We start from the raw sequence: 26126 nt of genomic DNA, 5'->3' as shown, positions 1-26126 counted from the left end.
AGCATAAGCTAATCTTGAGACTCATCGGAAATATGACAGAACATTTGAGTTTCTTTTCAGAATATGTTAGGATGCTAAAAATATAGATAAGGAGGGGTTTCCATGAGAAAGGTTACATTAATGGATGTTTACACCCATCCAGTCGCTCAAAAATATTTAAATCGTTCAGGAAAAGCCCACGCCATTGCTTGTGCTTATCACGCATTCAAACTGGCGATGCAGGCGGGGATTAACCCGGATCTTGCTGTGAAAGCAGCACTCTTGCATGACATCGGCCACTATGAATGGTATACAGCAGGCGGAGAATGGGATTATGAGACATATAGACGGAATGATATTCATGCCATTAAAGGGGCAGAGCGGGCACATAAACTGCTCATACGGCTAGGCGAGGAACCAAAAGCAGCCAAAGAGATTGCCCTTGCGATTTTGCTTCACACAGATTCATATTTGCCAGAGGGTGACCTGCATAAGGACACACTCCAGCAAATTGTGAAGAAAGCAGATGAAATGGACGAAGAGCCTGGTGGACACCACCATTACAGACAAATAGATGAATCACTTGCGCTCAAAAAAATTGCTGATTTGGATGAGAAGGTGCAGCAGGCGCTTCAGCCCATGAAACGCTCTGTTTAATATGGAATATCTCCATGAATCGTTCCGTGCTGATCCACATACAATGTGCGAATCACAGTACGGTTAAATGCCGATGTCCCTGACGCAGTGAGACCTGTGTAATGAACCGTGACGGAATAAGCACCTTCTTTTTTCAATTGAACGGCTGATGAAGAGCTCGTTTTCAGTGGATGATCCTTCTCGGCATCTTTAAAATAAATGGTCTCTACAGTTTTGCTTAATCGTTTAATCAGCTTGCTTGAATGTGTCGATGCATCTCCTGATTTCGCTGCAGCGATTTTGATTTCTTCATTCAATGGTGAATCAAAGGATACAAGTAGCAAATAAGGATCCTTTTTTCCTGAATTTGATCGAATCGTCCATTTTCCTGGAACGGGTTTATTGATTTGCACATGGTGTGAATAGGCGCCTTCATATGGGAATGATGCTTCCGATGTCGTCAAATTGGTTAAGACATCGCCATTTGGCGCAACGATTTCCGGATTGGCTTCCTGTCTTTCATTTAACCACTGAATCGATAGGCCATTCGTTCCTTCCTCTACATAGAACGCTTCTGTTTTATCCTTTTCACTTTCTCCACCTTTCACATAAACGTTTGTATTTAGCTCCGAAGAGACTGGTTCTTGCTCTTGTTCGTCTTCACTTTCAGCGCTTGCGGTACTTGCACGCAGCTGTGCCTGAAATACGGGGAACATGCTTGTGCCGTTTTTGATCGAAAAGTGATCCCACTTTCCTGTTAAAATATTGTTTGCATATGTTAGCTTTGTGCTGCTGACCGTCACAGCGCCATCGTTTGCCCCAAAGCTTTTTAAATACATGCCGCCTAAATAAAGCACTCCGCCAAAGGTTCCCCATTCTGAACCAGAATAGGTCACATATTTATGAGGAAACGTCTCCAACCGGTCGGTTTCACTTCGAAAAGCTGCCATCATCCCGGTTTGCAGAGAATAGAGCGCGTCGCTCTTTTGTCCAAGGATTTGCGCAAGCCAGCTTCCGCCTTTGCTATAGGCTAAATCCGCAAGCGGCGTCCCATAATGTGGAGAGCCAAGTGTGATGACTTTCTCTACATATGGATGAGCGTTGTAATACACGAGTGCAGCCTGCGTATCCACTCCGCCTTTACTATGACCGATTATGATCAGTTTTCTGCCGAAAAATTCATAGATTTCTTTTAACTTTTCTGCTAATAGTTTCCCATTCTTTTTCATGTCCTGATCTGGATATAAATCTATGAACGCGCTTTCGTATCCATTCAGAACCGCTTGTTTTGCCATATCGTTTCGATCAGACCATGTGGAGGAAGAACTGTTTATGCCATGTACAAAAACAAGTGGGGGTTTTGACAGGTCTTTTTGTACCGGTTCTTCTCCTTTAAACCACTTCCCTGGTGTACCAGGTGCATCTCCAATTGTGCCTGCGTGCGCATAACTTGCAGAGGATAGTAAGAGCATGACAGCAACGATACAGATTAATTTTTTCAAGATCATTCACCTCTTCAAATAATTTAAGATGTTGGCAGCACCAATCTATTATACTTCTAAAAATTGTAAAAAAATACGGAATGTAAAAATACGGTAATAATGTTGTAGGTTTGCTGAGTGACACTCACATGGGTCATTGCATACGCTGTGGGTAAATACACAAGTAAAGGGGCAGGTAGCATGGCACAACAAGGAAGTCCACAGCTTGTTTCATTAGTTGATCCATATGTTTATCAAACATTGCAGAAAGTAGTCGGTATGAGATTGATTGTTCAAACAGTGAAAGATACAGTACGTGGAAAGTTGAAGGAAGTGATGCCGGATCATATTGTGATTGAGGCGGGGGCAAAATCAGTGTTTTATGTGCGGATCCAGCAAATCGTGTCGGTGATGCCTGATCACAGTGAAAGAGTGTAACAAGCAGACGCACAGGTGTCTGCTTTTTTCAATGCTTACAGAATGTATATCTGGAAAAAGTGCATGATATACCAATTGTTCTTTTTTTTTCAAAAAATATGGTTCTAAAACAAGAAGCAGTTGACAGAAGGTGGGTTGAATAGTAGTTTTTTAATAAGGTCAATACGTAACAGGAGGAGCATCTTTGTTAAAATCTAAAGTTCATTTTTGGACATTCCAAATATTACTGGTTTTACTAATTGTGTACGTATCAACAAAAGTTTCGTTTTTATTTCAGCCGATCATTTTATTTGCTTCAACGTTGTTTGTTCCTATTTTACTGGCAGGTATTCTCTTTTTCATCTTTAATCCGATTGTTCGATTTTTGTCGAAGAAGATACCTAGGACGCTCGCCATTCTGATTATTTATCTTCTATTCATCGGGCTTATCACGTTTATTGTCAATGCTGCTGGACCTGTCATTGTCACGCAGGTGGGTGGACTTGTCAAAAGCTTCCCGGGGTATGTCACGGACATGCAGAAATTTATCAACGACTTCTCGCATTCTAAAACATTTACGTGGATGATGAACCAAGATTATGTGTCTGTTTCAAAGTTTGAACAGTCGATCGTTTCGACATTAAAAGATTTACCGGAAAATATTGCTTCAAGTATGTCGGCGGTGTTTGGCGTGATTGCGAATATTGCCCTTGCTGTCATTACCGTTCCATTCATTTTATTTTACATGCTAAAAGACGGGCATAAGTTTCCGGACAAGCTCGTTCAATTTTTGCCAATGCCTTACCGTAAGGAAGGATTGAAGATTTTTAAAGAATTAAACGATACGCTTGCTGCTTACATACAAGGGCAAATCGTTGTTTGTTTATTTGTCGGAGTTGCTTGTTTTATCGGATACTTATTAATTGGTGTGAAATATGCGCTCATTCTCGGCATCATTATTGCGGTGACAAACGTCATTCCATATCTTGGGCCATATCTTGGTGCGGCACCAGCTGTGCTCATAGCTTTTCTTGATTCGCCTGGGAAAGCGGTTGTGACTGTTATTGTCATTCTTGTTGTTCAGCAGGTCGATGGAAACGTCATTTCTCCATTGATCATTGGAAAACGTCTCAACACACATCCGTTAACAATTATCTTGCTATTAATTGGGGCAGGAAGTTTTGGCGGAATCCTTGGCATGATTTTTGCCGTCCCTGTCTATGCGCTGCTGAAAGCCATCACACTCAATATTGTCAGATTGGTTCAGCTGCGTCAGCGCTCTCGAAAAGAACAGCATTTAAACGTTTAGGGCAGATGCACAACTTTTCCCTTTTTGCATAACATAACTCACATAAGCGAATAGGGAGGAGAAGGAAGATGCCTGCGATTGTTGGACCCATCCATATTGAGTCTTTAGGCGGAAACGGCTCGGCTACTTTTGGTGACGTTCTCGCCATTGCCCCTTTGGCTGTAGATCACTCGACCGGTGGAGCGGGAGCTTTTAATTCAGGTGATTATATGTCCCTGACAAGCGATCCGAATGCCACCATGCTTTGGGACTTTACACTGTTTGGCCAGCCTCAATCATTTAATGCATAAAAGACAGCTGATCATAGGACATATCAGCTGTCTTTTTTATGTTGGATAGACACGTATTGTTCCGCTAGGCATATGATGAGGGTAGTAAAGGTGGTGGAAAGATGCCAGCAATTGTTGGACCCATTCATATTGACCGTGTGATAGGAAACGGTTCTGCACATTTCGGCGATGTGTTTGCCATTTCGCCAAAAAGTGTGGATCATTCCGCTGGTGGTTCAGGCACCTATAATGCAGGAGATTTTGTTCAATTCTTCAACAATCCGAACGTCACATTTGTTTGGGATTCAAACCTGATCAGCCAGCAAAAGAGCTTTAACGCATAGCCAGCTTTGAAAGGGTCTCCTTTTCAGAAGCTGTCTTTTTTTATGGTACAATGGATAGAAGAAGGAAGAAGAAAAAGGGGGGTAAAACACATCAAATGAAAATAAGAAAAGCGCATCTGACAAGCGGGCAACCAACAACCTACAATGTATATTTACATGAAAATAAAAAAGAATATAAAACGCTTGTCGCTGTACCTGACATAGAATGGAGTATTTCTATTGCGTATGAAGACGAAAAAACGCAGCTTGAGCAAGTACTGGAACAATCTTTAAACAAAAGAGTAGAAATAGACGAAGCCCGTGAACTTGCACAAAAAATTGTGCACTGGGTCACAGAAATGTAAATTCAGAAACCAGGAGTGAACACAGCAATGAAAGAAGAATCCGTAGACTTTTATTTGCAGCAAGGGATATTTGGACATGCTGAAACAAAACCAGATGAACGAAGAATGTTTCTCGGCTCATTAAGAGAACGTGCTCTTCTCGCTCTGACAAAAGGGCAAGTATCGAGACATAAATCGTATCAAGAGGTAGAGCAAGTATTGAAGGCAAACCGAGAGGCCACTGTTCTTTTAAATGGTGAATTGTCATATGCTTCTTATTCTCCATATGTCAAAATGGCAAATGCCGCTGGTTGTTCTTTTAAAGTGGTCAACCATCACGAGTCACATTCACCTTTTGGGCTTGTGATAGAGGTGCCGCATGCGATCAATCAAGAACATATCTATATAGAAGATGAGCTTTTTCAAAAAGCTTTTTCTCGTGAATCTGTTGAATAGGTTTCCCTAGTGAAATGAATAAGCTATAATGATTCAAAAGAGCATATGGGAGAGATGCGGATGGGCAAAGCATTGATTTGTATTGATTATACAGTTGATTTTGTTGCAGACGATGGAAAACTGACGTGCGGAAAGCCTGGACAGGCGATTGAGTCGAAGATCACAGAGATCACTTCTTCATTTATTGATGAAGGACACTTTGTTGTTTTTGCCGTCGATCATCATGAAGAGCAAGATCCATATCATCCAGAGACAAAGTTATTTCCGCCCCATAATATTCGCGGGACAGAAGGAATTGAACTTTACGGAAAACTAAGTTCACTATTTCACACGTCAACACATTTAAATCATGTCTATTATATGGAAAAAACAAGATACTCTGCTTTTGCAGGCACTCAATTAGAAATGAAACTGCGCGAGCGTGGCATCACTGAACTTCACCTAGCCGGAGTGTGTACCGATATTTGTGTACTTCATACAGCTGTTGATGCGTACAATAAAGGCTTTGAACTTGTGATTCATGCGAATGCCGTAGCGAGTTTTAATGAAGCGGGGCACGAGTGGGCACTTTCTCACTTTGAGCATACGCTTGGTGCGAAAGTGGTTAAGTAAGGGAAGGAGAATGGAAGTTGGAGCATCGGTTTATTGACGACAGTTTATCACTACATACAGATCTTTATCAAATTAACATGGCAGAAACGTATTGGAGAGACGGCATTCATGAGAAGAAGGCAGTCTTCGAACTCTTCTTTAGAAAGCTTCCATTTGACAACGGCTTCGCTGTATTTGCTGGTTTAGAGAAAGCGATTGAATATTTATCGGACTTCTCCTTCACCGAGAGCGACCTTGCATATTTAAAAGATGAACTCGGTTATAAAAGCGATTTCATTGAATACTTAAGCGGATTGTCTTTTACAGGGACACTTCATTCAATGCGAGAAGGAGAAATTGTCTTTGCGAATGAACCTATTATGCGCATCGAGGCAACACTTGTTGAAGCGCAGCTAATTGAAACGGCACTGCTCAACATCGTGAACTTCCAGACGCTAATTGCAACAAAGGCGGCTCGTATTAAAGGAATCATTGAAGATGAGACAGCATTAGAATTCGGAACAAGACGTGCGCATGAAATGGATGCAGCCATGTGGGGAGCAAGAGCAGCACTGATCGGCGGATTTCAGGCAACAAGTAATGTCCGTGCAGGGAAACGCTTCAATATTCCCGTATCAGGCACACATGCCCATGCCCTTGTACAAGCATATCGCGACGAATATACTGCATTTAGAAAATATGCCGAAACACATACAGACTGTGTCTTTTTAGTGGATACATATGATACGGTCAGATCAGGCATTCCAAATGCGATTAAGGTAGCGAAAGAATTCGGTGATAAAATCAACTTTATTGGGGTCAGACTTGATAGTGGAGACCTTGCCTACTTGTCTAAAAAGGCGAGAACGATGCTGGATGAAGCTGGATTCCATGACGCCAAAGTCATTGCATCAAGCGATCTTGATGAACACACCATTATGAACTTAAAAGCACAAGGTGCAAAAATTGATGTATGGGGTGTTGGAACGAAACTGATTACCGCATTCGATCAGCCAGCTCTTGGTGCTGTATATAAGCTTGTATCGATTGAAGAAAACGGTCAGATGAATGACACGATCAAAATTTCTTCTAATCCAGAGAAAGTGACAACACCAGGCCGTAAACGAGTGTATCGCATTATCAATCAATTGAATCATCACTCTGAGGGAGACTACATTGCCCTTGAAGAAGAAGATGTTCAAAGTGAAGATAAGCTGAAAATGTTCCATCCAGTTCATACATTTATCAGCAAATTTGTGACAAATTTTGTGGCAAAGGACCTTCATGTCCCAATTTTTGAACAAGGGAAGCTGGTGTATGATAATCCAGATATCCAAACGATTCAAGCATATGTGCAGGACAGTCTCGGACTCTTCTGGGAGGAATACAAACGAATCAGCAAACCAGAAGAATACCCAGTCGATTTGAGTCAAAAATGCTGGGATAATAAGATGCAGTTTATCCATGATGTGAAAAATAAAATCAAAAAAGAGCTTTATGAAAGCTGATTACCCCGGGAAAGGAGATCATCAAGCCAGATGGTCTCTTTTTTTTCATGTTGGACGATTCAAAATGAACCTTATGGGCAATCATTTGGTATACTGAAAGCACATCTTGTTTGTCATTGCATAAAGGAGGAATGGAGCAGTTGAGGGTGTTTGTTGCAAGGCAGCCTATTTTTAACAGAAAAGAACAAGTCGTATCATACGAGCTGCTTTATAGAGATAGTGAAACCAATACATATAGCGCTGAAGATGGTGATCAAGCGACAACGGACCTCATTATCAATAGTTTTTTAAACATTGGCATCGAAACACTGACAGAAGGAAAACGATGCTACATCAATTTCACCGAAAGCTTGCTTTCGTCTGATCTGCTCACTTATTTTGATCCACATCAGCTTGTGATCGAAATATTAGAAAATGTACCGATTACCCCGGCACTTATTATGAGATGTAAGCAATTAAAAAAGTGGGGATACACGATTGCGCTCGATGATTTCTTTCTGAGCGGAACACATTTTCATGACAAGTTACTCGATGAACTCCTCTATTGCATTGATATTTTAAAAATTGATTTTCTGAAAACAACATGTGAAGAACGAAGAGACATTTTACATACATATAAAAAGTATCGACTTCGATTCCTTGCTGAAAAGGTAGAAACGCGAAAAGAATATGAAGAAGCGTTAGAAGCTGGCTTCCATTTGTTTCAAGGATATTTCTTTAGTGAGCCGCACGTCATTTCGGGACGAGCCTTATCGACTAGCTTCCACGCATACCATCAGCTATTGAATGAGCTGAGCAAGGAGCAGCCGAATATTCAGACCGTGACGCACTTTATAGAAAGTGATCTTTCCCTTTCATATCAATTATTAAAAATGCTGAATTCTGGCGGCATGAGACGTCTTTATCAAATCAAGAGCATTCGTCAGGCGATTATTCTGCTTGGGTTTAATGAAATACGGCGATGGATCTTTATCCTTTCATTTAAAGAACTGAATGTCCAAGCCAACTCAAGCCAAAAGGAAATCATCAAAATGTCGTTCATTCGTGCCAAAACGTGTGAACTCATTGCTAGTCGGACTGAACGAGAGCATCCCGCTTCTTATATGCTAACAGGTATGTTTTCACTCATTGATACGCTTGTCAGGGCGGACATTACTGAACTTGTGAAAGAACTGCCTCTTTCGGATGAAGTAGGTGAGGCACTGCTTGGCTATGAAAATGACTATTTCCTTGTGTTAGACGTTGCCAAACGTATTGAACGAAATGAATGGGATGATGAGATGTTAGGTGGAAGTCTCCCTAAGCAGGAAGCCTACGGCTGTTATATAGAAGCCATTGAATGGTGTCATAAAATGTTTGAATCTTAAGAAAAGCCGCTCACACTAGAGCGGCTTCTTTCTTTGTTATCCCCACTGTAAAAGTAGAAAAAGCCTGCTGGAAGAGAGGGATAAGTAGATGCGGATGCCTTCTGGACTAAAGCGGATATCGATATTGCTTTTCACCCCAATCTGCTTCAGCATTCGAATCACACTTGCGGTGTCAGCACGTTCAGCAGCTTCCATGATTCGCTGTCCAAACGAAAGCGAACCGGAAATCTGCTGTGTAATGAGGGATGCATCAGCCACGAGACGGGTTGATTCCTTTGCAGCCTTTTGAAACGCATGAGCATCTACTGGAGGAAAAGTCATGGGTGTTCGCGGGTATGCGTTCCCTATTGCGGGAACCTGCAAAGGCGGATAAGGAACATAGTAAAACACATGGTCACCTCTTCTCTCATTGAAGTGAATTTGGACGGATATCTGTTCTAAATGTATGAAGAAAATCCGAATAAAGAATCAAAATGATCTTTCTACCTTTGCATATTCATCATAAAAATAGGTACTTTTGCGGTCAATTTCGGTGAATGTCGCCAAAAAATTGCGGTGTCTACAGTAGAGCCTGTCGTCTGACCTATAACATGAAAAACCGAGGAAACAGAGGGGATCGTACGTTCTGCATCATGAGAATTGTGACGAATGATGCCTGTTCATGTCGCAAAAATGACGTATTTCCTTTGAAATTGAGATAAAAGTATCATTTGAAAAGTCTGAAAATGATGAAAAAAGACCTATTGAATTTTGCGGTATCACGCACACATTTTGTGCATACTTTTCGGTGAAAAAATACTCAATAGCATTTACACTGTTAGTAACAGATCAAATACTTATGACCCAATCAACATACACAAATACATTGATCTTCCAAAAAAGGAGAGTGGAATCGATGGAAAAGTATGAAATCGAAGAACTTAAACAACTATTATGGAAACTTGAAAACGAAATTAGAGAAACAACGGCTTCTCTTCATAACATTAACAAAAGCATTGATCAATACGACAAATATGAATATGTGAAAATTTCTTAAAGACTTGATAACCATCAAGTCTTTTTTTTATCCAAATACATACAAAAAAAGGATATATTATTATATAATTGTTAAATAGTGATGTCAGTGGACATTTGCTTATTTCTTTTTAGTAAAATAAGAGGCGAGAGGGTGAGGATCAAGATCGAGTATGCTAAACTATCTAGAGAATACAAAAATCAAGCAGAAAATGTCTGATTTTATTCAACATGCAGTCAGGCAAAATGATTTACAAAAGCTGCTTCTCGAATTTACAGATATAAAGAATGAATTTCCTTTTGGGCAATTGGCTTACCAACATTATGAGGCATTTGGCGGACAAGACAAGCAAGCGATTACAAAACTGGCAGCAGGGATTGAACTTCTCATCTTATCTGCCGATATATTAGATGATATTGAAGATCAGGATAATGATTCGTATCCTTGGATGAAATGTCAGAGCGGAATTGCGATTAATGCGGCGAATGTTCTCTTTGCATTGAGTTTTGATGTGTTTTCAAAGCTTGATCATGGAGCGAAGCTTTTAAACAATGTATATTCTTATTCCATTCAGTCAATGCAAGGGCAGCATATAGATATGACACTGGAGCCAGAGAATGAGCAGGATTGTTTAAATATCATGAAATTAAAGGCAGGATCACTGTTTGTATTACCTTGTGTGTTAGGTGTTGTTTTGGCAACAGGTTCTTTTGAAAAGAAGGTAGAAGAATATGCTTATTACCTAGGAATGGCGGAACAGCTTGAAAATGACTATCTAGGTCTTTTTAATAAAGATAATATTGACTTTAAAAGAATGCAAACATTACCGCTAGTTTACTTGAAAAATGAGTTTAATCCATCTAGTTCAGACTTGCTCAGTTATTTTCAATCAAAGGATAAGAGTGCCGGCTCTGAAGAATTAAAGGATAAATTAAAAAAATCTGGTGCTCAACAATATGTATTTATTATGAGAAACCTTCTCAGAAATAAGTTTAAAGAAGCATTCAAGAAACTACATTTAGAGGCTTCAAAAAAGAAAAAACTGATACTTTTTTTAAATGGAGATGGAGAAGATGAAAATTCAGGAATTGGTTAGTTATTTAGTGGAGAATCCTTCAACATTAAATCAAATCGCTAATGGGAACGCATCATTGCTTCACGTTGATCAAGAAACTGCAAGTATTATTGTTGACGGATTCCAGAAAGAAGACGTTATTAAAGCAATCATATGGGCAACTGCTTGAGTAGATAAATATTATGAGAAAGTTTTACTCTAAGTTAACAGTTATATTAGTTATCCTTAGCTTCATCTATGTGATTTACATCTCTTATATCAACGTATTTAATATTTTTGTTGGAGCAGCTGTTAAGGAAAATAGTCACGGTCAACTTGAGGTAGTGGATGTCGATAATTTTACAGATAGCTATCTAGCTGGAGTTAGGAAAGGCGATATCATACTTGAAGTGAATGGGAATAAAAAACCAGTTGAAGAAGTTAAAAGAGGTTTTTTAGCTAATGTTAAAAGTTTAGTCGTTGATAGACATGGTGATAAAATTGATTTAGAGAATGTAAGGTTATTGAGTCAAGCGAATCTGTTTATTTATCTAATACCAGTCATTCTTTATTCCATCTGTCTATTTTGTATATTTATGATTTTAAAAATGAATAAAGCAAACCAAAAAGAGTCAGCTTATATTTTAGCTTTATTTCTTTTGGCGGTGTCTATAGGTTATGTAAGTTCTGGTGGTTCTGGAAAAGGAGAGGCTATCAGTCGTATTCTTGTAATCGTTACAATGAATATTGTACCTCCACTATATATGCACTTTATGTATCAATATTTAAAAGAATTAGGAACAGAGATTATTCGTCGTCGAGTTCTTTTTTATTTGTATCTAGTTCCAGTTACTAACGTTTTATTAGTTTTATTCTATAAAAATAAAGCAGGACCAGTAGATCTATTAGCATATGTCAATTTACTTTCATTTTTTGTTCTGGCTTTCCTTTCGATTATTATCACTATAAGGGCTGCTAAAAAATTGAAAGACAATGAAGTCAGCAATGTACTTCGAGCATTTGCACTCATTTTAATCTCAGCATTCAGTCCATTCATGCTATTTTTTATCATTCCTTATTTTTTTGGTATATATTTTATTTCACCTTATGTTGTTGCATCGTTTGTTCTTTTAATTCCTTTTTTCTTAGTATACCAATTTATGTCAAATAAACTGTATAATGTTGATTTCTTTATGGGGAGGATTAAATACTACGGTTTTTTAGCGATTACACCAACAATACTAGTGGTTGTTATTTTTGATTTTATTCAAAAGCCAAATGCAAATTTCTATACAGTGAAATTTACGATTATCACGTACATTCTTATGCTCACCGTCTTCTACTTCAAAGAAATTATCGATTTCCGTTTTCGATTGAAGCGTTTTTCAGAGAAGCATAATTATCAGGATAGTGTATTTAAATTTACACAGCTTATTCGTGAGGCGTCATCACTTCATCAAGTATTGTATCATTTAAAATACACCATCTTAGAAGTACTTGTTGTGAACAAAGCCTTTGTGCTTGAAGTGAAGGCAGATGGACAAATTGTTGAAATTGATGAATCAATAGAAGAAAGCCAGCTATGGAAAGAGTATGTAGATCAATTTCAAGATATTTTAGGTGAAGTTGGTAAAATCATCGGGTTGGATAAAGGATTCATGATGAAAATTGGTGAGCGGGGCGGTCACTCGTTTGTGATTTGCTGTTTATCAAATTTACGGACACCTAAGCTGACCCGCGATGAAATCTCATGGCTGAAAACATTGGCATTTTACACAAGTGTCAGTTTAGAAAATGTCGTCAAGATCGAAGAACTGATGGAGCATCTTGAGGATTTGAAACAGCGGGAAGCCAATCCCGCCTGGCTGAAGAAAGTCATGTTCGCCATGGAAGAGAAGCAGCGCTCAGATTTAGCGAGGGATCTTCATGATTCTGTGCTGCAGGATTTGATTTCACTGAAGAGACAGTCCGAGATGTTCTTAACCAATTTCCAAAACAACCAATGCCCAACATCTATTGAAAATTCATTGATCTCATGGAATGAACAAATGTCTAAGGTGATTCAAACCACGAGAGAAACATGTCATGAACTTCGGCCGCAGCTCCTCTATGATTTGGGGTTAGTGAAGGCAATTTCGAAGCTGACTTCGCAAATTCAAGAGGAAGCGCCATTTCATATTAGACTGAATACAACCCGCTTTGATAAAGAACTGGACATTGATATTGACTCACAGCTGAATATTTACCGGATTGTGCAGGAGCTGTTATCCAATGCGTTGAAGCATTCTAAGGCCAGCCAAGTCTTAGTGATGCTCATTTGTATTAAAGATCAAGTTGTTCTCCATTATGAGGACGATGGAGTCGGATTTGATGCAAGCCAGCTTGATCAGCACACGATGAGCATGGGTCTTTCTGGCATAAGGGAACGAGTCAAAGCTCTAAATGGAAAGCTTCAAATTCACACAGCACCTGAAAAAGGGCTCAAGGTGAAAATTGAAATGGAATTGTAACGATTTCTTAAGGAATAAGACTTGGCATCTGCCAAGTCTTTTATATAAAATGGAAGTGAGTGATTTAAAGGGAGGAAGACATGAAGAAGATATTGGTCATTGATGATCATCCGGCTGTCATGGAAGGGACAAAAAGCATATTAGAATCAGATCAGCAGCTATCAGTCGATTGTTTAAGTCCTGATGCAGAAGGCGCCTTTTTAAAGACGCATGACTTTTCCATCTATGATGTGATCTTGATGGATTTAAATCTCGGGGATATCAATGGAATGGACATTGCCAAACAAATTCTAGAAACGAATCAACAAGTGAAAATTATCATTTATACAGGATATGAAGTAGATGATTATTTCGAAGAGGCCATTCGAGCTGGATTGCATGGTGCAATAAGTAAAACAGAGACAAAAGACAAAATCATTGAATACATACACCGCACATTGCAAGGAGAAGTTGTCATTCAGCTATCCTATTTAAAGAAATTAATTTCACAGCAGCAAGAGAAGCCAGAACAGGCGCAGCAGACGGATCATGAGCTGTTAACAGAGCGTGAATGTTTAATCTTAAGAGAAGTGGAAAAAGGGTACACAAACCAAGAGATCGCCGATGTGCTTCATTTGAGCAAACGCTCGATTGAATACAGTTTGACCTCCATCTTTAATAAGCTGAATGTTGGATCTCGAACGGAAGCGGTGTTAATTGCAAAATCGGAAAGTGTCCTGTAAACGTGTGAAGGGAGAGGGCCTTGATGGATGTGAGTGGTTCAAATACACTGCTTGAGGCACTGGGGATTGAGATTGTGGAATGCAATACGTCACGATGCGTGGCGACAATGCCAGTCGATCACCGAACAAAACAGCCATTTGGATTACTGCACGGAGGAGCATCAGCTGCTCTAGCAGAAACAGTGGCAAGCATGGGTGCTGCTGCTCATTTGGATTTAACGAAGCAGGTTTGTTCAGGTATTGAAATCAATGCCAATCATTTAAAATCTGTACGTGATGGAGTGGTGACAGCTACAGCTGTTCCTGTACATGTTGGACGGCGTACAATGGTATTCCAAATCGATATAAAAGATGATCGAGACCGTCATATCTGTACGTCAAGATGTACACTCGCTGTCATTGATCGCATATAAAAAAGCTCCCGGTGCAGCGGAAGCTTTTTTTAATACCCTTTTATGAACATGCAGGTAAAGTGAACAAGACCTGAATGTCATATTCTTCATTTATAAATAAGAGTCTTCTTTTCGTTTAATGACAAAGTTACGGAAACCGCCATAATCATCTTGGACACTTCGTTTGTCCATTTTCACACCAGTGTTGTAAGCGGCTCTTCCGATCAAATGAGCGCCGACTGGTGCGGTCAGAAAGATAAAGACAATCCCAAGCAGGATTTTCGCAGAGATGATCCCTGCAAGAAACCATTCATGAAAGAACACACCAACTAAAATGAGAACAACACCAAGTGTCGATGCTTTTGATGCAGCATGCATACGTGTGTAAACATCCGGCAGGCGAAGGACCCCAATGGCTGAAATCAAACAGAGGATGGCGCCAAGCAGAATAAAGAAAATCACGATCGCTTTAGCGATGACGATCATTTTCAATCACTTCCCCTTTCTCAAGGAATTTGGAAAAAGCGACAGTGCCGATAAAGGCAAGAATACCGAGCAGTAAAATAATTTCAAAGAACGTAGTGGTTTTCAGTAAGATAGACACGATGGCTGTCATCCCAATTAAATTGATTCCTATCGCATCAAGCGCACTAACGCGATCAGGGATAGAAGGTCCTTTGATGACCCGTATGACAAAAAGCAAAGTAGACAGCGCAAGAATTCCAAGTGACATTTGCAAGATCAGTTCCATTACTTACCGCTCACCTCCTGAATCGCTTTTTCAAATGATACCCGAATATCGTGGATGGCTTTTTCAGCATCTTCAATATCCATCGCATGAATGTATAAAATCGAACGATCATCGGAAATATCGATGACCAGTGTACCAGGTGTTAATGTAATCATATTGGCCAGTATGGTGATTTCCCAATCTGTTTTTAAATCTGTACGAAAGGCGAAAATACCAGGCTTGATTTTCAGCTTTGGAGATAACACCGTCTTGAGTACACTCAAATTAGCAAGAAGCAGCTCTCTGATAAAAATGATGACGAGCTTGAAAATCGCATAAAGGGCATAGCCGTAAAAACGTTGAGGGAAGAATCGCCGTAGCATAAAAATGGCGATCATCCCTAGTGCAAAGCCTGATACAAAGTCTGCAGCTCTGTATGTATCATTCATAAACATCCATGTAAAGGCGAGGAGAGCGTTTAATAATATTTGAAAGGCCATGTTCATCTACTCCTTCAGCACAGCTTGAATATATTTTTCTGGTGTTGAAAGCATTTCCGCAGCTTGATTGATATAAGGTGCAATGAATTCTGTGCCTAATCCAATCGCAAGCGATAAGATAACAAGCAGTACCCCAGGATACACCATTCCTCTAATGGATGGCTTTCTTCTTCGCATATCCTGTTCCTCTCCCCAAAACGCGAGCATGAAAATCCTCATAACAGAATAAAGGACAAGAAGACTGGACAGTAAAACAAGGATAGAGAACGTCATGTACCCAGCAGAAAACCCACCTTCAACAATTTTCAGCTTGCCAACAAATCCACTTAGCGGAGGAATACCCGCAAGTGATAAAGCCGATATGAAGAACATCCAGCCGAGTAGAGGCTGGGATTGAATCAGCCCACCCATTTTTTTCAGATGATTGGTTCCAGCATACACAAACAGTGCCCCTGCGAGCATAAATAGAGCTCCTTTGATCACCATATCGTGAATGAGGTAATAAATGGCGCCTTGAAGTGATGCCGGTGTATTGGCCGCAATCCCAAACAAAATGACACCAACAGCTGTGACAATGTTATAAATCACAATTTTTTGCACATCAGAATAGGCGATAGAGCCAATGACACCGAATATAACCGTTAGAGCGGCTAGCCAGGCCATAATTGTATGTGTAAAACCTGTATCATGTATAAAGATGAGCGTAAAGACTCTGGCAATCGCATATAGTCCGACCTTTGTCAGCAGTGCACCAAACAAAGCTGAAATCGCTGCCGGCGGTGCATGATAAGACCCTGGCAGCCAGAAATAAAGCGGGAAGACCCCAGCTTTTAAGCCAAATACAATCAGGAACAGAATGGCAATCACGGTGATTAACCCTGTTTGCCCAGATTCAGCTATTTTCACACTTAAATCAGCCATGTTCAGTGTGCCTGTGACCGCATATAAACACGCTACGCCAACAATAAATAATGCCGATGAGATAATATTAAACACAATGTATTTCAGTGATTCACGAAGCTGAGGCTTTGAACCACCCAGAACAATGAGCATATAAGATGCCATCAGCAACAATTCAAAGAAGACAAACAGGTTGAAAATATCTCCCGTTAAAAAGGCACCACTGACGCCAGCTAACAAGAATTGGACACCAGAATAATAGAACAGCCGCTCTCTTTCTTTCCCAATCGTTTGAAAGGAAAAAAGAATTGTGACAAGTCCAACAATGGAAGCGGTCAAAACAAGAAGCGCAGCAAACTGATCGGCCACAAGGGCAATGCCAAACGGTGCTTTCCAGCCACCCAAATAAAGGGTTTGTATGCCGTTTGTGAAAATCGTTTGGACCAAATAGACATTACAGATAATGGCTAAAAGAGATGCAAACACACTAAAGCCTCTCGACAGCATGGTGTTTTTATTCATAAAAATCAATAATGTAGCAGCTAGTAATGGTATTAATATAGGCAGGATCACGAGATTATTCATGCTGATCATTTCCTCTCATTTGATCCATGTCATCTGTTCTCAGCTCTTGGAAGGCACGGAAGGCCATCACGAGCAAAAAGGATGTTACACCAAAAGCAATGACAATAGCTGTTAAAATTAATGCTTGTGGCAATGGATCTACATAGGATGTGAGCCCCTCTTTCAAAATAGGAGGTGCTCCCTTTTTTAAGCCGCCCATTGTTAATAGAAGCAAATGGACGCCGTGACTTAAAACGGCAGTACCGACGATGACCCGCAGAAGGCTTTTTGAAAGCATTAAATAGGTCGCTGCCATAAAAATGATTCCGACGATAATAGACATTAGAAATTCCATTATTCCTTCTCTCCAATCGTTTGAATAATGGTCATGGTGACACCAACAACAACTAAATACACACCGATATCAAACAGGACTGCTGTCGCCAGTTCTGTTTTCCCTAGAAACGGCAGTTGGAAATAATCAAATGCATGGGATAGGAAAGGTGCTCCGAACAGAAAAGATCCCATGCCTGTTAGGATGGCAACGAGCAAACCGACACCAGCCACATAAATAAAGTCAAATGGTAAAATGCGTCTGACTGTTTTAAGGTCATAGGCTAAAAGCAGAAGGACGACAGCACCAGCACTCATCAAGCCGCCAATGAATCCTCCGCCAGGATTGTTATGTCCTGCAAGAAATAGGTGAAGTGAGAAAAGCAAGATGATGAATGCTGTAATTTTAGTAGTGACTTGTAAGAGCATATCATTCGTATCAATCTTTCTCATCGCCGTACGCCTCTCTTCCGTTTTCCTTGTGCTTTTACCTTCAATAATCCATAAATACCGAGTGCCGCAATGGCCAGCACTGTAATCTCAAAGAGTGTATCAAAGCCCCTGAAATCGACAAGAATGACATTGACAATATTGTCTCCGCCAGCCAGTTTGTAGCTGTTTTCAATGAAGTACGTTGAAATCGTGTCAAGAGACTGCTGGCTTGTGGAAGCGAAAGCAAGACAGGTGACAACGACTCCAACACCTAATGAGATGATCAAATTTGTTAATTTAAATCTTCGTGTTTTTTGCTTCAGACTCAGCTTTGGCAAATGATAGAAGCAAAGTAAAAACAGCGCGACAGAAATGGTTTCAATAATGAGCTGTGTCAGCGCAAGGTCAGGTGCTCTGAAAATCACGAAGAATAGTGACAGCGTGTAGCCCATAACACCTAGCGCAATAATAGCTGTTAAGCGTGAACGAGCAAATACAGTCGTGACTGTCGCTGCGACCATCACAAGTGAAAGGATGGCTTCGTACGTGCCGATTGATGCAGCGTGCTCAGTTTGAAATGAGAAAGCTTGCTTGTAGAACATCACGCTGCCCAGCACGATAATCATAAAACCAAATACATAGACAAGATAGTCACGAAGGAATCCTGTCATATAGCTGTTTGTTAGGCGGTATGACCCTTTTTCTACACCTATAAGTGAACGATCATACAAAGCGTTAAATGACCATTTTTCCTTAAATATGTTGTACATTGGGCGCCATTTTGACAGCGTTAAATAGCCAATGGTACCGAGCGCAACTACACCAATTGTCATGTAAAGCTCTGGCTGGAATCCATGCCACGCTTCAATTTTTACGGCAAAGCGGCTTCCTGTTTGAATGGCTTCTGGAATGATCGCTTGAATGGCAGGTTCAATGACAGAATAGGCAAGAATATTAGGGAAAAAGAAAAACGTGACCACAAGTGCAGCTAAAATAATTGGCGGGATCAGCATACCAATCGGTGCTTCATGCGGTTTTTTCTCCAATTGATCGACATTCAGACGGCCTCTAAATGTTTTGAAGACGATCATCATACTGTAGATGAACGTAAACACACTAGCGAGCCAAGCGATAGCAGGGAAGACAGCCCCCCATGTTGAAACATCCGTAAAGCTGATGTCAGAAATCCGAATCATACTTGTGAAAAATAGCTCTTTACTTAAAAATCCATTAAAAGGCGGGAGTCCAGCCATCGAGAATGTACCAATTAACGTAATTGTAAAGGTAATTGGCATGATGGTCATTAATCCACCTAATTTGCGAATATCACGTGTACCTGTTTCGTGATCGATAATCCCTGCTGCCATAAAGAGACTTCCTTTAAAAGTCGCGTGGTTAATGAGATGAAAAATAGCAGCAAGAACGGCTGCGCCAAAAAAGGCAGGGTTGTTTTCATGAATGGCAGCTGCGCCTACTCCTAGCATGAGCATAATCATACCGAGTTGACTCACTGTCGAGAAGGCCAGAATGGCTTTCAAATCATTTTGCCGAACGGCGTGGAAAGATCCCCAGAATAGTGTGATAAGTCCGACAATCGAAATGGTCCAAAACCACACCTCTGATATAGCAAAAATCGGACTAAAGCGGGCAACCAGATAAATACCGGCTTTGACCATAGTAGCAGAATGCAGATAACTGCTTACAGGGGTTGGTGCTTCCATAGCATCAGGCAGCCAAATATAAAATGGGAACTGCGCTGATTTCGTGAAGGCCCCTAGTAAAATGAGAACCATCGCAGGGATGAAATAAGGTGATGCCATAATGAGCTGAAGCTGATTGACTGCTTCGCGAATACTGAATGAATCAGTGATCAGGTAAATGAGGATGAAGCCGCCAAGCATAGCTAATCCGCCAAACACAGTAATAAGCAGTGATTTGGTTGCTCCGTAACGAGAACGCTCACGCTTATACCAATACCCAATTAAGAGGAAGGAAGAGATACTTGTTAGCTCCCAGAACAAATAAAGTACGACCATGTTGTCAGAGAGAACAACACCAAGCATAGCGGTCATAAACATTAATAAATACGTATAGAAAGAGCCAAGCTGTTCTTTTTCCTTTGATAAGTAGAAAATACTGTACAGTACCACAAGTGCACCAATACCTGTGATGAGTAAAGCAAATAACAGGCTGAGACCATCTACATACACAGTGAAATTCATCCCTAGAGAGGGAATCCATTCAGCTTGTGAGAACAACGTTCGTCCATTCGAAGTGATCTGGAGCATTTGGATGAAATAGGTGAATAAAAGAATAGGCAAGATGAGAACAAACCATCCTGTATGTATACGCCTTACGTATTTAAAGAGAAAAGGGACGACAAAGGCAAGTAAAAAAGGTGATAGGATGGCGAAGTGAATAAGCTGCAAGAAAATGAACCTCCTTTGATCAATATAAATTCACGTTCTAAAGAACTGGTAATTAAAATTATAGCGTAAATACAGTCATAGTGCATTGGTTTGAACTGATTTACGGCAAATTGAATTTGTTTTGAGTTCTTTTGACCACAAAAAATATTTTATCAAAAATGAAACTCGTTGTATATTGTTTTGTATTTCGTACATGCTTTTCTTAAAGGAGCTGATCAAATGAAACGAAAGATCGCCATCAGCTTAAGCATATTCTGCACGATTTTAGGAGGAGCATTCTTGATTGAACGAAATGATCAAAAAAGGTGGCAGGCCGGGAGTGAATGGCCGCTATTTTCTGAACAACTCCTCCATATGACCTATCCACAGGCGAAACAGTATCCTTTTCAGCCTCGGGAGTATATACGAATTGTATTAGCTGATGAATGAGGATGTATGGGAGAAAAGAAATATAAAAAAAGCATGTCCCTTACGAAAAGGACATGCTCAGCGTGTAGACAAACCCTCGCATTCTTTGTCAGTCCGGTGCTCACGAATGTCAAATTCGCTCTGCTCCGGTGCTCGTCCTTCCTAGACTGCAAAGGTTTTCTATCACGCTGAAAAGAAGACAAAGGGCTAAAATAAAGTACATTTTAGCCCTTTGTCAATTATCTGAGCATGTCCCTTATGAAAAGGACATGTTTTTTGTTTCTTTTTTAAGTAAACATTCTGAGTAAGATTGTTGCGCAAATAACGGTTGCTGCTCCGCCAAGACGTGTAGAGACTTGAGCGAAAGGCATAAGGCCCATTCTTCCAGAAGCTGAAAGAATCGCAACATCACCAGTACCGCCTAATCCACTGTGACAGCCAGTCACAATGGCAGATTCAACTGGATACATGTTCATGAATTTACCAACAAAGTAACCAGAACCAACCATGCCTAGAACAACAGCAATACATACACATACGAAAGGAATCGAAATAACAGTGGCCACATCATCAAGTGGAATGTATAGAATTCCTAAACCAACCATTAGAGGCCATGTAAAGCTTTTCGATACAAACTTGTAGAACTGCTGTGAGCCGTTTTGCAAATGCTGAGGCATCACGTTTAAGTATTTGATTAATGCAGCAAGAACAATCATTAAGATTGGACCTGGAATATGAACAAAACTTTCTAATAAGCCGCCAAAGATAAAGGTTGTACAAGCAACAAGTACACCTGCACCCATTAAGCTGAAGTCAACTTTAGTATCCATGTCAGGCTGTTCAAAGATTTCATTTGCTTCTTTTGATTTAACAAGTCGTCCATTCCCGTTTAGTTCAGGACGTTTTTCACCAAGCTTTTTCATTGCGCCAGCACAAATGATGGCAATGACGTTCCCAATGACAGCAGCCGGAATCAATTGAGAAATTAATGACTCTGCTGATACACCAAGAATTTGTGAATAAGCAATTGATAATGGCAATATTCCTTCACCGACACCACCGGCAATAATCGGTACAATGATAAAGAAGAACGAATGATGCGGTGTGTAACCAACTAGAAGACCCACTAGAATTCCAGCAGCTACAGCTGTAATTGTACCTGCAACAAGAGGAACAAACATACGAATAAGGCCTTGTACTAAAACAGTTCGTTGCATCCCAAGAATACTACCTACTACAAGAGCAGATATATAGAAGTATAGGAAGTTCGACGTTTTCATCAGAGACGTAACCGCTTCCAACGAGTTTGGATTCAGAACATGAAAAAAGACCAGGAACGATGGTACGAATAAAGAAAGAATCGCCGGTCCACCAATATCTTTTAAGATTGGAATACGTTGTCCTACATCTCCTAGGAAAATCCCCAAAATCATAATAACAGCGAAACCACCAAGCATATTTGCTGGAATTTTATTAAAATAAGCGGCAGTTAAAATAATCGCTGCAAGTACTATATACACAGGTAGATCAATAACACCAATTTTCCAAGAAAGAATTTTTCGGAAAACGCTTTTATTATTGTCAGAATCGTTTGTAATCGATTTCAATTGTTGTGTATTAGCCACATAAACACCCCCAAATGCTATTTGTCTCAATTGTAGAAGATTCTGTGACACTCATCTATTTATTAAACTAAATTAAGTGTAATAAAAGTAAAATAAACGGGGGTTTTGTCGTTTTTATCATACAAAAATCCCCTGAAGATAGTTTGTCCTTCAGGGGATTGATCATACATGGTATTTATTTATCGTTTTCCTTTTAAATAAGGGGTACCAAGTGCTTTTGGTGCGTCTGCTCGTCCAATGAAGCCAGTAAGAGCTAGGATCGTCAGCACATATGGTGCAATGAGCATGTACACGTTCGGGATATCTTGAAACAGCGGAAGTAGAGAGCCAATGATGCTTAAGCTTTGTGCAAAACCAAAGAATAAAGCAGCGCCCATAGCGCCAAATGGGTGCCATTTCCCGAAAACAAGGGCGGCTAACGCAATGAAGCCTTGTCCTGTAATGGTGGCGTGTGAGAAGTCAAGAGCGATGGTCGATGCATACACAGCTCCGCCAAGACCGCCAAATAGACCACTAATGAAGACGCCGATATAGCGCATCCGGTATACCTTGATTCCCATTGTATCAGCTGCCATTGGATGCTCTCCGACTGCACGAAGTCGCAAGCCAAACGGCATTTTAAATAAAACAAACCAAGCGACAACCGCAAGAACTAATGCGAGAATCGACGTATAATACACATCTTTAAAGAAAATATCACCAATGATCGGAATGTCACTTAAAAGGGGAATATCTCCTTTATAGAAAGGTTCTGTAATTTTATCCGTTTGTGCTTTGCCATAAATCAGTTTGACAACAAACAGCGTAGCACCAAGGGCAAGCATGTTAATCGCAACACCACTGACCGTTTGATCTGCTCTGAACGTAATAGTGGCAACAGCGTGAATGAGTGAGAACACGCCGCCAATGGCCATACCAACAAGTAGACCGAGCCACGGGGTCAAGGCACCAAACGTATCAGCAAACATTAAGTTAAAGATAATACTAGAAAATGCTCCGACGACCATCAAACCTTCAAGACCGATATTGACGACACCTGATCTTTCTGAAAAGACGCCTCCAAGAGCGGTTAAAATAAGTGGTGCAGCATAAACGAGTGTAGCCGGGACGATGATTTCAAGAATTTGCAGAAATCCCACTTATTTTCCCCCCTTTTTCTTCAATTGTTGAATGACAAGACGGATGATATAGCTTGAGGCAACGAAAAGAATAATGATCGCAATCACAATATCAACGACCTCAGTCGGTACGCCAGATTCAAGCGGCATGTTTAAAGCACCGACTTTTAATCCACCAAGCAATAATGCAGCTAAGACGACACCAATAGCTGTATTTCCGCCTAATAAGGCAACAGCGATTCCATCAAAACCAACGCCAGTGAATGATCCTTTAATCGAAGCATATTCAAATGTTCCGAGTCCTTCCATCGCACCTGCAAGACCTGCAAAGGCACCAGAAATGAGCATCGCATAAATGATGTTGCGTCGAACGTTCATTCCAGCATAATGAGAGGCCTGCTGGTTCATCCCAACTGCGCGTAATTCAAACCCTTTAGAGGTTTTCTGGATAATAACCCACATGACAACAGCCGCAATAATGGCAACAAAAATCCCATTATGCATTCTTGAGAAATCAGTGATCTGCTCAAAAAAACCAGATCGAAGGGAAGCTGTTGCATCAATTTTTTCTGTTTTATCTTTATTGTTTGTTAAGACATTTGAAATCAGATAATTTGTGACATGAAGGGCAATGTAGTTCATCATGATGGTGACAATGACTTCATGTACGTAAAAACGAGCTTTTAAAAATCCGGGAATAAAGCCCCATAATGCACCAGCAACTGCTGCTGTGATCAGTGCAAGAGGCAGATGGATATACATAGGTGCATGGACAGTTGTGCCGATCCATACAGCAGCTACCCAGCCAATCAGCATTTGACCTTCTACCCCGATATTAAAGAGGCCTGTCCGAAATGCAAAGGCAACAGCAAGTCCTGATAAAATATAAGGCGTGACTTGTCGGATGGTTTCTCCCATATAATAGGTTTCACCGAAGACGCCATTCCAAAGGGCGCTATAACCTTCGATGACACTATAACCGCTTGCCAGCATAATGATGGCCCCAACGAAAAGACCAAGTACAATGGCTATAAGCGGAATCAGCAGATTTGTTAAGCGATTAGACATTTGCTTCTTTCCCCACTTCCTGTTGCGTACTTCCAGCCATTAACAGACCAAGTTCTTGCTCTGTTGTTTCTTTTGGATCAACAATGGCAATAATGCTGCCTTCGAAAATAACAGCAATCTTATCACTGACATTGATAATTTCATCAAGCTCAAAGGAGATGAGCAGAACAGCTTTGCCTGAATCCCTTTGTTCAATCAGACGTTTATGAACAAACTCAATGGCTCCGACATCAAGTCCACGTGTCGGCTGTGCGGCAATTAATAAATCAGGATTTCGGTCCACTTCACGGCCAATAATGGCTTTTTGCTGGTTACCGCCTGATAGCGCACGTGCTTCTGTATATTCACTAGGTGTCCGTACGTCGTATTCAGCAATGATTTGTTTTGCTTTTTGATAAATATTTTTCATATTCATCAAGCCAAACTTCGAATATGGACGCTGATAATACGTTTGTAAGGAAATATTTTCTCCAATTGAAAAGTCAAGGACAAGTCCGTGCTTATGACGGTCTTGAGGAATATGTCCGATACCAGATTCTGTGACCTTACGAGGCGGGAGATTTTGAATGGCTTTCCCGTTTAGCATGATCGTGCCAGATTCGGATTTTTTCAGACCTGTAATGGCTTCAATTAATTCAGATTGACCATTTCCGTCTACACCCGCAATTCCGACAATCTCACCAGCTTTCACTGATAAATTGAGTTGTTTCACGGCTTCAATTCCTCGCGCATCTTTGACAGTGAGATCTTGAATTTGCAAGACTTCTTCAGCAGGGGAGGCTGCTTTTTTGTCTGTTTTAAATGAGACTTCGCGGCCGACCATTAAACTGGCAAGCTCGTCTTTGTTTGTGTGTTCCACATCAAGTGTACGAATACCTTGCCCTTTTCGGATAATGGTCACGCGATGACAGGCATCCATAATTTCTTTTAGCTTGTGGGTAATTAAAATAATGGATTTGCCTTCATTGATTAAGTTTTTCATAATTTGTATGAGTTCTTTTATTTCTTGAGGTGTTAAGACGGCTGTTGGTTCGTCGAAGATCAAGATGTCAGCGCCGCGGTATAGTGTTTTTAAGATTTCTGCTCGCTGCTGCATACCGACTGAGATGTCAGATACTTTAGCGGCAGGGTCTATTTTCAGTCCATAACGGTCAGAAAGTTCCTGCACTTGCTGAATGGCTTGTTCTTTGTCAATCTTTCCAAATTTCTTTGGCTCTTTTCCTAAAATGATGTTTTCAGCCACAGTAAATGTATCAACTAGCATAAAATGCTGATGGACCATTCCAATGCCTAAATCACTTGCATCATTTGGACTTGAGATTGTAACCGGTTTTCCGTGTACCTTGATTTCACCTTTTTCAGGCTGATACAGTCCGAAAAGCACGTTCATAAGCGTTGATTTTCCAGCGCCGTTTTCACCAAGCAGCGCATGAATTTCGCCCTTTTTTAGCTGTAGCGTAATGTTATCATTTGCTACAATGCCAGGGAATTCTTTGCGTATATTCAACATTTCAATGACATAATCCACAGGTTTAACCGCTCCTTTTTTAGGGTGCTGATGAAGATAAAAACTAGCAAAAGAAAAGCTGCAAAACAAGGCTGCAGCTTTTCTTTTACCACCTTTTACGAATAAAGAGGAGGTAAAG

At 40.5% G+C, this 26126-nt stretch carries 30 protein-coding genes; 17 read left to right on the top strand and 13 right to left on the bottom strand.

Features of this window, described 5'->3' with window-relative positions:
- Positions 1 to 102 precede the first annotated feature (102 nt).
- The gene (locus MKY11_RS15455) at positions 103 to 636 is read left to right on the top strand and encodes an HD domain-containing protein (RefSeq protein ID WP_007500462.1); all 534 of its coding nucleotides are present in this window, start codon (positions 103 to 105) and stop codon (positions 634 to 636) included.
- Here MKY11_RS15455 and MKY11_RS15450 read toward each other — a convergent pair.
- Positions 633 to 2117 carry an alpha/beta hydrolase gene (locus MKY11_RS15450; protein WP_342501579.1) on the bottom strand — a complete coding sequence of 495 codons (1485 nt, stop codon included), beginning with the start codon at positions 2115 to 2117 and terminating at the stop codon, positions 633 to 635. The two genes, MKY11_RS15455 and MKY11_RS15450, sit on opposite strands and share 4 nt — an antisense overlap.
- Before the next feature lie 180 nt (positions 2118 to 2297).
- On the opposite strand from MKY11_RS15450, the gene MKY11_RS15445 reads away from it, so the two are divergent.
- The 9 genes from MKY11_RS15445 (at position 2298) to MKY11_RS15405 (ending at position 8680) form a co-directional block, all read left to right on the top strand.
- Positions 2298 to 2534, top strand: a complete 237-nt coding sequence (locus MKY11_RS15445) for a YuzF family protein (RefSeq protein WP_003213721.1) — start codon at positions 2298 to 2300, stop codon at positions 2532 to 2534.
- A 184-nt stretch (positions 2535 to 2718) separates the two neighbouring features.
- Positions 2719 to 3822: an AI-2E family transporter gene (locus tag MKY11_RS15440; protein WP_050826566.1), complete on the top strand. Its 1104-nt coding sequence runs from the start codon at positions 2719 to 2721 to the stop codon at positions 3820 to 3822.
- Between the two features lie 68 nt (positions 3823 to 3890).
- Positions 3891 to 4112 (top strand): spore germination protein, encoded by a 222-nt coding sequence (locus tag MKY11_RS15435; RefSeq protein WP_008345880.1) that lies wholly within the window; start codon positions 3891 to 3893, stop codon positions 4110 to 4112.
- A 101-nt stretch (positions 4113 to 4213) separates the two neighbouring features.
- On the top strand, positions 4214 to 4435 hold the full coding sequence (locus tag MKY11_RS15430) for a spore germination protein (protein WP_008345878.1): 222 nt from the start codon (positions 4214 to 4216) through the stop codon (positions 4433 to 4435).
- Positions 4436 to 4530: 95 nt separating this feature from the next.
- The gene (locus MKY11_RS15425; protein ID WP_342501578.1) at positions 4531 to 4779 is read left to right on the top strand and encodes a YueH family protein; all 249 of its coding nucleotides are present in this window, start codon (positions 4531 to 4533) and stop codon (positions 4777 to 4779) included.
- Between the two features lie 27 nt (positions 4780 to 4806).
- On the top strand, positions 4807 to 5214 hold the full coding sequence (locus MKY11_RS15420) for a YueI family protein (RefSeq protein ID WP_007500468.1): 408 nt from the start codon (positions 4807 to 4809) through the stop codon (positions 5212 to 5214).
- A 60-nt stretch (positions 5215 to 5274) separates the two neighbouring features.
- Positions 5275 to 5826 (top strand): isochorismatase family cysteine hydrolase, encoded by a 552-nt coding sequence (locus tag MKY11_RS15415; protein WP_046526549.1) that lies wholly within the window; start codon positions 5275 to 5277, stop codon positions 5824 to 5826.
- 17 nt (positions 5827 to 5843) lie between these two features.
- Entirely contained in the window at positions 5844 to 7313 is a 1470-nt protein-coding gene (locus MKY11_RS15410) for a nicotinate phosphoribosyltransferase (protein ID WP_007500472.1), read from the top strand.
- A 140-nt stretch (positions 7314 to 7453) separates the two neighbouring features.
- On the top strand, positions 7454 to 8680 hold the full coding sequence (locus MKY11_RS15405; protein WP_035701209.1) for an HDOD domain-containing protein: 1227 nt from the start codon (positions 7454 to 7456) through the stop codon (positions 8678 to 8680).
- A gap of 36 nt (positions 8681 to 8716) precedes the next feature.
- Here the strand turns inward: MKY11_RS15405 and MKY11_RS15400 are convergent, their stop codons facing one another.
- Positions 8717 to 9070: a hypothetical protein gene (locus tag MKY11_RS15400; protein WP_017367963.1), complete on the bottom strand. Its 354-nt coding sequence runs from the start codon at positions 9068 to 9070 to the stop codon at positions 8717 to 8719.
- Between the two features lie 505 nt (positions 9071 to 9575).
- On the opposite strand from MKY11_RS15400, the gene degQ reads away from it, so the two are divergent.
- The 6 genes from degQ (at position 9576) to MKY11_RS15370 (ending at position 14394) form a co-directional block, all read left to right on the top strand.
- Complete coding sequence (gene degQ / locus MKY11_RS15395; RefSeq protein WP_003213123.1) at positions 9576 to 9716, top strand: degradation enzyme regulation protein DegQ; 141 nt, start codon at positions 9576 to 9578, stop codon at positions 9714 to 9716.
- A 151-nt stretch (positions 9717 to 9867) separates the two neighbouring features.
- Positions 9868 to 10791 (top strand): polyprenyl synthetase family protein, encoded by a 924-nt coding sequence (locus MKY11_RS15390; protein ID WP_008345863.1) that lies wholly within the window; start codon positions 9868 to 9870, stop codon positions 10789 to 10791.
- Positions 10769 to 10939, top strand: coding sequence for a competence pheromone ComX (comX, locus tag MKY11_RS15385; protein ID WP_017358941.1), 171 nt, complete (start codon positions 10769 to 10771; stop codon positions 10937 to 10939). The genes MKY11_RS15390 and comX overlap by 23 nt, the downstream gene beginning before the upstream one ends.
- Before the next feature lie 13 nt (positions 10940 to 10952).
- Complete coding sequence (locus MKY11_RS15380; RefSeq protein ID WP_073412603.1) at positions 10953 to 13259, top strand: ATP-binding protein; 2307 nt, start codon at positions 10953 to 10955, stop codon at positions 13257 to 13259.
- Positions 13260 to 13339: 80 nt separating this feature from the next.
- Entirely contained in the window at positions 13340 to 13981 is a 642-nt protein-coding gene (locus MKY11_RS15375) for a response regulator transcription factor (RefSeq protein ID WP_007500477.1), read from the top strand.
- Between the two features lie 23 nt (positions 13982 to 14004).
- Positions 14005 to 14394 (top strand): hotdog fold thioesterase, encoded by a 390-nt coding sequence (locus tag MKY11_RS15370; RefSeq protein WP_017358943.1) that lies wholly within the window; start codon positions 14005 to 14007, stop codon positions 14392 to 14394.
- A gap of 90 nt (positions 14395 to 14484) precedes the next feature.
- Here the strand turns inward: MKY11_RS15370 and mnhG are convergent, their stop codons facing one another.
- The 7 genes from mnhG to MKY11_RS15335 are packed head-to-tail and all read right to left on the bottom strand — an operon-like array spanning position 14485 to position 20261.
- Positions 14485 to 14859, bottom strand: a complete 375-nt coding sequence (mnhG, locus tag MKY11_RS15365; protein ID WP_003213369.1) for a monovalent cation/H(+) antiporter subunit G — start codon at positions 14857 to 14859, stop codon at positions 14485 to 14487.
- Entirely contained in the window at positions 14843 to 15124 is a 282-nt protein-coding gene (locus MKY11_RS15360; RefSeq protein WP_008345849.1) for a Na(+)/H(+) antiporter subunit F1, read from the bottom strand. The genes mnhG and MKY11_RS15360 overlap by 17 nt, the downstream gene beginning before the upstream one ends.
- Positions 15124 to 15603 (bottom strand): Na+/H+ antiporter subunit E, encoded by a 480-nt coding sequence (locus MKY11_RS15355; RefSeq protein WP_008345848.1) that lies wholly within the window; start codon positions 15601 to 15603, stop codon positions 15124 to 15126. The genes MKY11_RS15360 and MKY11_RS15355 overlap by 1 nt, the downstream gene beginning before the upstream one ends.
- A 6-nt stretch (positions 15604 to 15609) precedes the next feature.
- A complete protein-coding gene (locus MKY11_RS15350; protein ID WP_327854899.1) occupies positions 15610 to 17088 on the bottom strand; it encodes a Na+/H+ antiporter subunit D in 1479 nt (492 codons plus the stop codon).
- Positions 17081 to 17422 carry a Na(+)/H(+) antiporter subunit C gene (locus MKY11_RS15345; protein ID WP_003213576.1) on the bottom strand — a complete coding sequence of 114 codons (342 nt, stop codon included), beginning with the start codon at positions 17420 to 17422 and terminating at the stop codon, positions 17081 to 17083. Before MKY11_RS15345 ends, MKY11_RS15350 begins: the two co-directional genes overlap by 8 nt.
- Positions 17422 to 17853: a Na(+)/H(+) antiporter subunit B gene (locus MKY11_RS15340; RefSeq protein WP_008345843.1), complete on the bottom strand. Its 432-nt coding sequence runs from the start codon at positions 17851 to 17853 to the stop codon at positions 17422 to 17424. Before MKY11_RS15340 ends, MKY11_RS15345 begins: the two co-directional genes overlap by 1 nt.
- On the bottom strand, positions 17850 to 20261 hold the full coding sequence (locus tag MKY11_RS15335) for a Na+/H+ antiporter subunit A (protein WP_058336866.1): 2412 nt from the start codon (positions 20259 to 20261) through the stop codon (positions 17850 to 17852). Before MKY11_RS15335 ends, MKY11_RS15340 begins: the two co-directional genes overlap by 4 nt.
- Positions 20262 to 20480: 219 nt before the next feature.
- Between MKY11_RS15335 and MKY11_RS15330 the strand changes: the two genes are divergently transcribed.
- Entirely contained in the window at positions 20481 to 20690 is a 210-nt protein-coding gene (locus MKY11_RS15330; protein WP_019744044.1) for a hypothetical protein, read from the top strand.
- 266 nt (positions 20691 to 20956) lie between these two features.
- Here the strand turns inward: MKY11_RS15330 and MKY11_RS15325 are convergent, their stop codons facing one another.
- From MKY11_RS15325 to MKY11_RS15310, 4 genes are all read right to left on the bottom strand, one after another.
- Complete coding sequence (locus MKY11_RS15325) at positions 20957 to 22294, bottom strand: 2-hydroxycarboxylate transporter family protein (protein WP_017367956.1); 1338 nt, start codon at positions 22292 to 22294, stop codon at positions 20957 to 20959.
- Positions 22295 to 22473: 179 nt separating this feature from the next.
- On the bottom strand, positions 22474 to 23433 hold the full coding sequence (locus tag MKY11_RS15320; protein ID WP_008345835.1) for an ABC transporter permease: 960 nt from the start codon (positions 23431 to 23433) through the stop codon (positions 22474 to 22476).
- Positions 23434 to 24480 carry an ABC transporter permease gene (locus MKY11_RS15315; protein WP_024719726.1) on the bottom strand — a complete coding sequence of 349 codons (1047 nt, stop codon included), beginning with the start codon at positions 24478 to 24480 and terminating at the stop codon, positions 23434 to 23436. It lies immediately after the preceding gene.
- Positions 24473 to 26008: an ABC transporter ATP-binding protein gene (locus tag MKY11_RS15310; protein ID WP_024719725.1), complete on the bottom strand. Its 1536-nt coding sequence runs from the start codon at positions 26006 to 26008 to the stop codon at positions 24473 to 24475. Before MKY11_RS15310 ends, MKY11_RS15315 begins: the two co-directional genes overlap by 8 nt.
- Positions 26009 to 26126: the final 118 nt, after the last annotated feature.

Source organism: Bacillus sp. FSL W7-1085, from assembly GCF_038595035.1.
In the GTDB taxonomy this organism is placed as follows: Bacteria; Bacillota; Bacilli; order Bacillales; family Bacillaceae; genus Bacillus; species Bacillus altitudinis.
This window is presented reverse-complemented; position numbering and strand designations above follow the sequence as displayed.

What these genes read in the sequence shown, in the direction of transcription:
- MKY11_RS15350 (WP_327854899.1), bottom strand. Translation starts at nt 17,088, where the DNA reads ATGAATAATCTCGTGATCCTGCCTATATTAATACCATTACTAGCTGCT.
- MKY11_RS15455 (WP_007500462.1), top strand. Translation starts at nt 103, where the DNA reads ATGAGAAAGGTTACATTAATGGATGTTTACACCCATCCAGTCGCTCAA.
- degQ (WP_003213123.1), top strand. Translation starts at nt 9,576, where the DNA reads ATGGAAAAGTATGAAATCGAAGAACTTAAACAACTATTATGGAAACTT.
- MKY11_RS15445 (WP_003213721.1), top strand. Translation starts at nt 2,298, where the DNA reads ATGGCACAACAAGGAAGTCCACAGCTTGTTTCATTAGTTGATCCATAT.
- comX (WP_017358941.1), top strand. Translation starts at nt 10,769, where the DNA reads ATGAAAATTCAGGAATTGGTTAGTTATTTAGTGGAGAATCCTTCAACA.
- MKY11_RS15430 (WP_008345878.1), top strand. Translation starts at nt 4,214, where the DNA reads ATGCCAGCAATTGTTGGACCCATTCATATTGACCGTGTGATAGGAAAC.
- MKY11_RS15330 (WP_019744044.1), top strand. Translation starts at nt 20,481, where the DNA reads ATGAAACGAAAGATCGCCATCAGCTTAAGCATATTCTGCACGATTTTA.
- MKY11_RS15415 (WP_046526549.1), top strand. Translation starts at nt 5,275, where the DNA reads ATGGGCAAAGCATTGATTTGTATTGATTATACAGTTGATTTTGTTGCA.
- MKY11_RS15315 (WP_024719726.1), bottom strand. Translation starts at nt 24,480, where the DNA reads ATGTCTAATCGCTTAACAAATCTGCTGATTCCGCTTATAGCCATTGTA.
- MKY11_RS15340 (WP_008345843.1), bottom strand. Translation starts at nt 17,853, where the DNA reads ATGAGAAAGATTGATACGAATGATATGCTCTTACAAGTCACTACTAAA.
- MKY11_RS15355 (WP_008345848.1), bottom strand. Translation starts at nt 15,603, where the DNA reads ATGGCCTTTCAAATATTATTAAACGCTCTCCTCGCCTTTACATGGATG.
- MKY11_RS15375 (WP_007500477.1), top strand. Translation starts at nt 13,340, where the DNA reads ATGAAGAAGATATTGGTCATTGATGATCATCCGGCTGTCATGGAAGGG.
- MKY11_RS15360 (WP_008345849.1), bottom strand. Translation starts at nt 15,124, where the DNA reads ATGGAACTGATCTTGCAAATGTCACTTGGAATTCTTGCGCTGTCTACT.
- mnhG (WP_003213369.1), bottom strand. Translation starts at nt 14,859, where the DNA reads ATGATCGTCATCGCTAAAGCGATCGTGATTTTCTTTATTCTGCTTGGC.
- MKY11_RS15425 (WP_342501578.1), top strand. Translation starts at nt 4,531, where the DNA reads ATGAAAATAAGAAAAGCGCATCTGACAAGCGGGCAACCAACAACCTAC.
- MKY11_RS15370 (WP_017358943.1), top strand. Translation starts at nt 14,005, where the DNA reads ATGGATGTGAGTGGTTCAAATACACTGCTTGAGGCACTGGGGATTGAG.
- MKY11_RS15420 (WP_007500468.1), top strand. Translation starts at nt 4,807, where the DNA reads ATGAAAGAAGAATCCGTAGACTTTTATTTGCAGCAAGGGATATTTGGA.
- MKY11_RS15380 (WP_073412603.1), top strand. Translation starts at nt 10,953, where the DNA reads ATGAGAAAGTTTTACTCTAAGTTAACAGTTATATTAGTTATCCTTAGC.
- MKY11_RS15390 (WP_008345863.1), top strand. Translation starts at nt 9,868, where the DNA reads ATGCTAAACTATCTAGAGAATACAAAAATCAAGCAGAAAATGTCTGAT.
- MKY11_RS15345 (WP_003213576.1), bottom strand. Translation starts at nt 17,422, where the DNA reads ATGGAATTTCTAATGTCTATTATCGTCGGAATCATTTTTATGGCAGCG.
- MKY11_RS15435 (WP_008345880.1), top strand. Translation starts at nt 3,891, where the DNA reads ATGCCTGCGATTGTTGGACCCATCCATATTGAGTCTTTAGGCGGAAAC.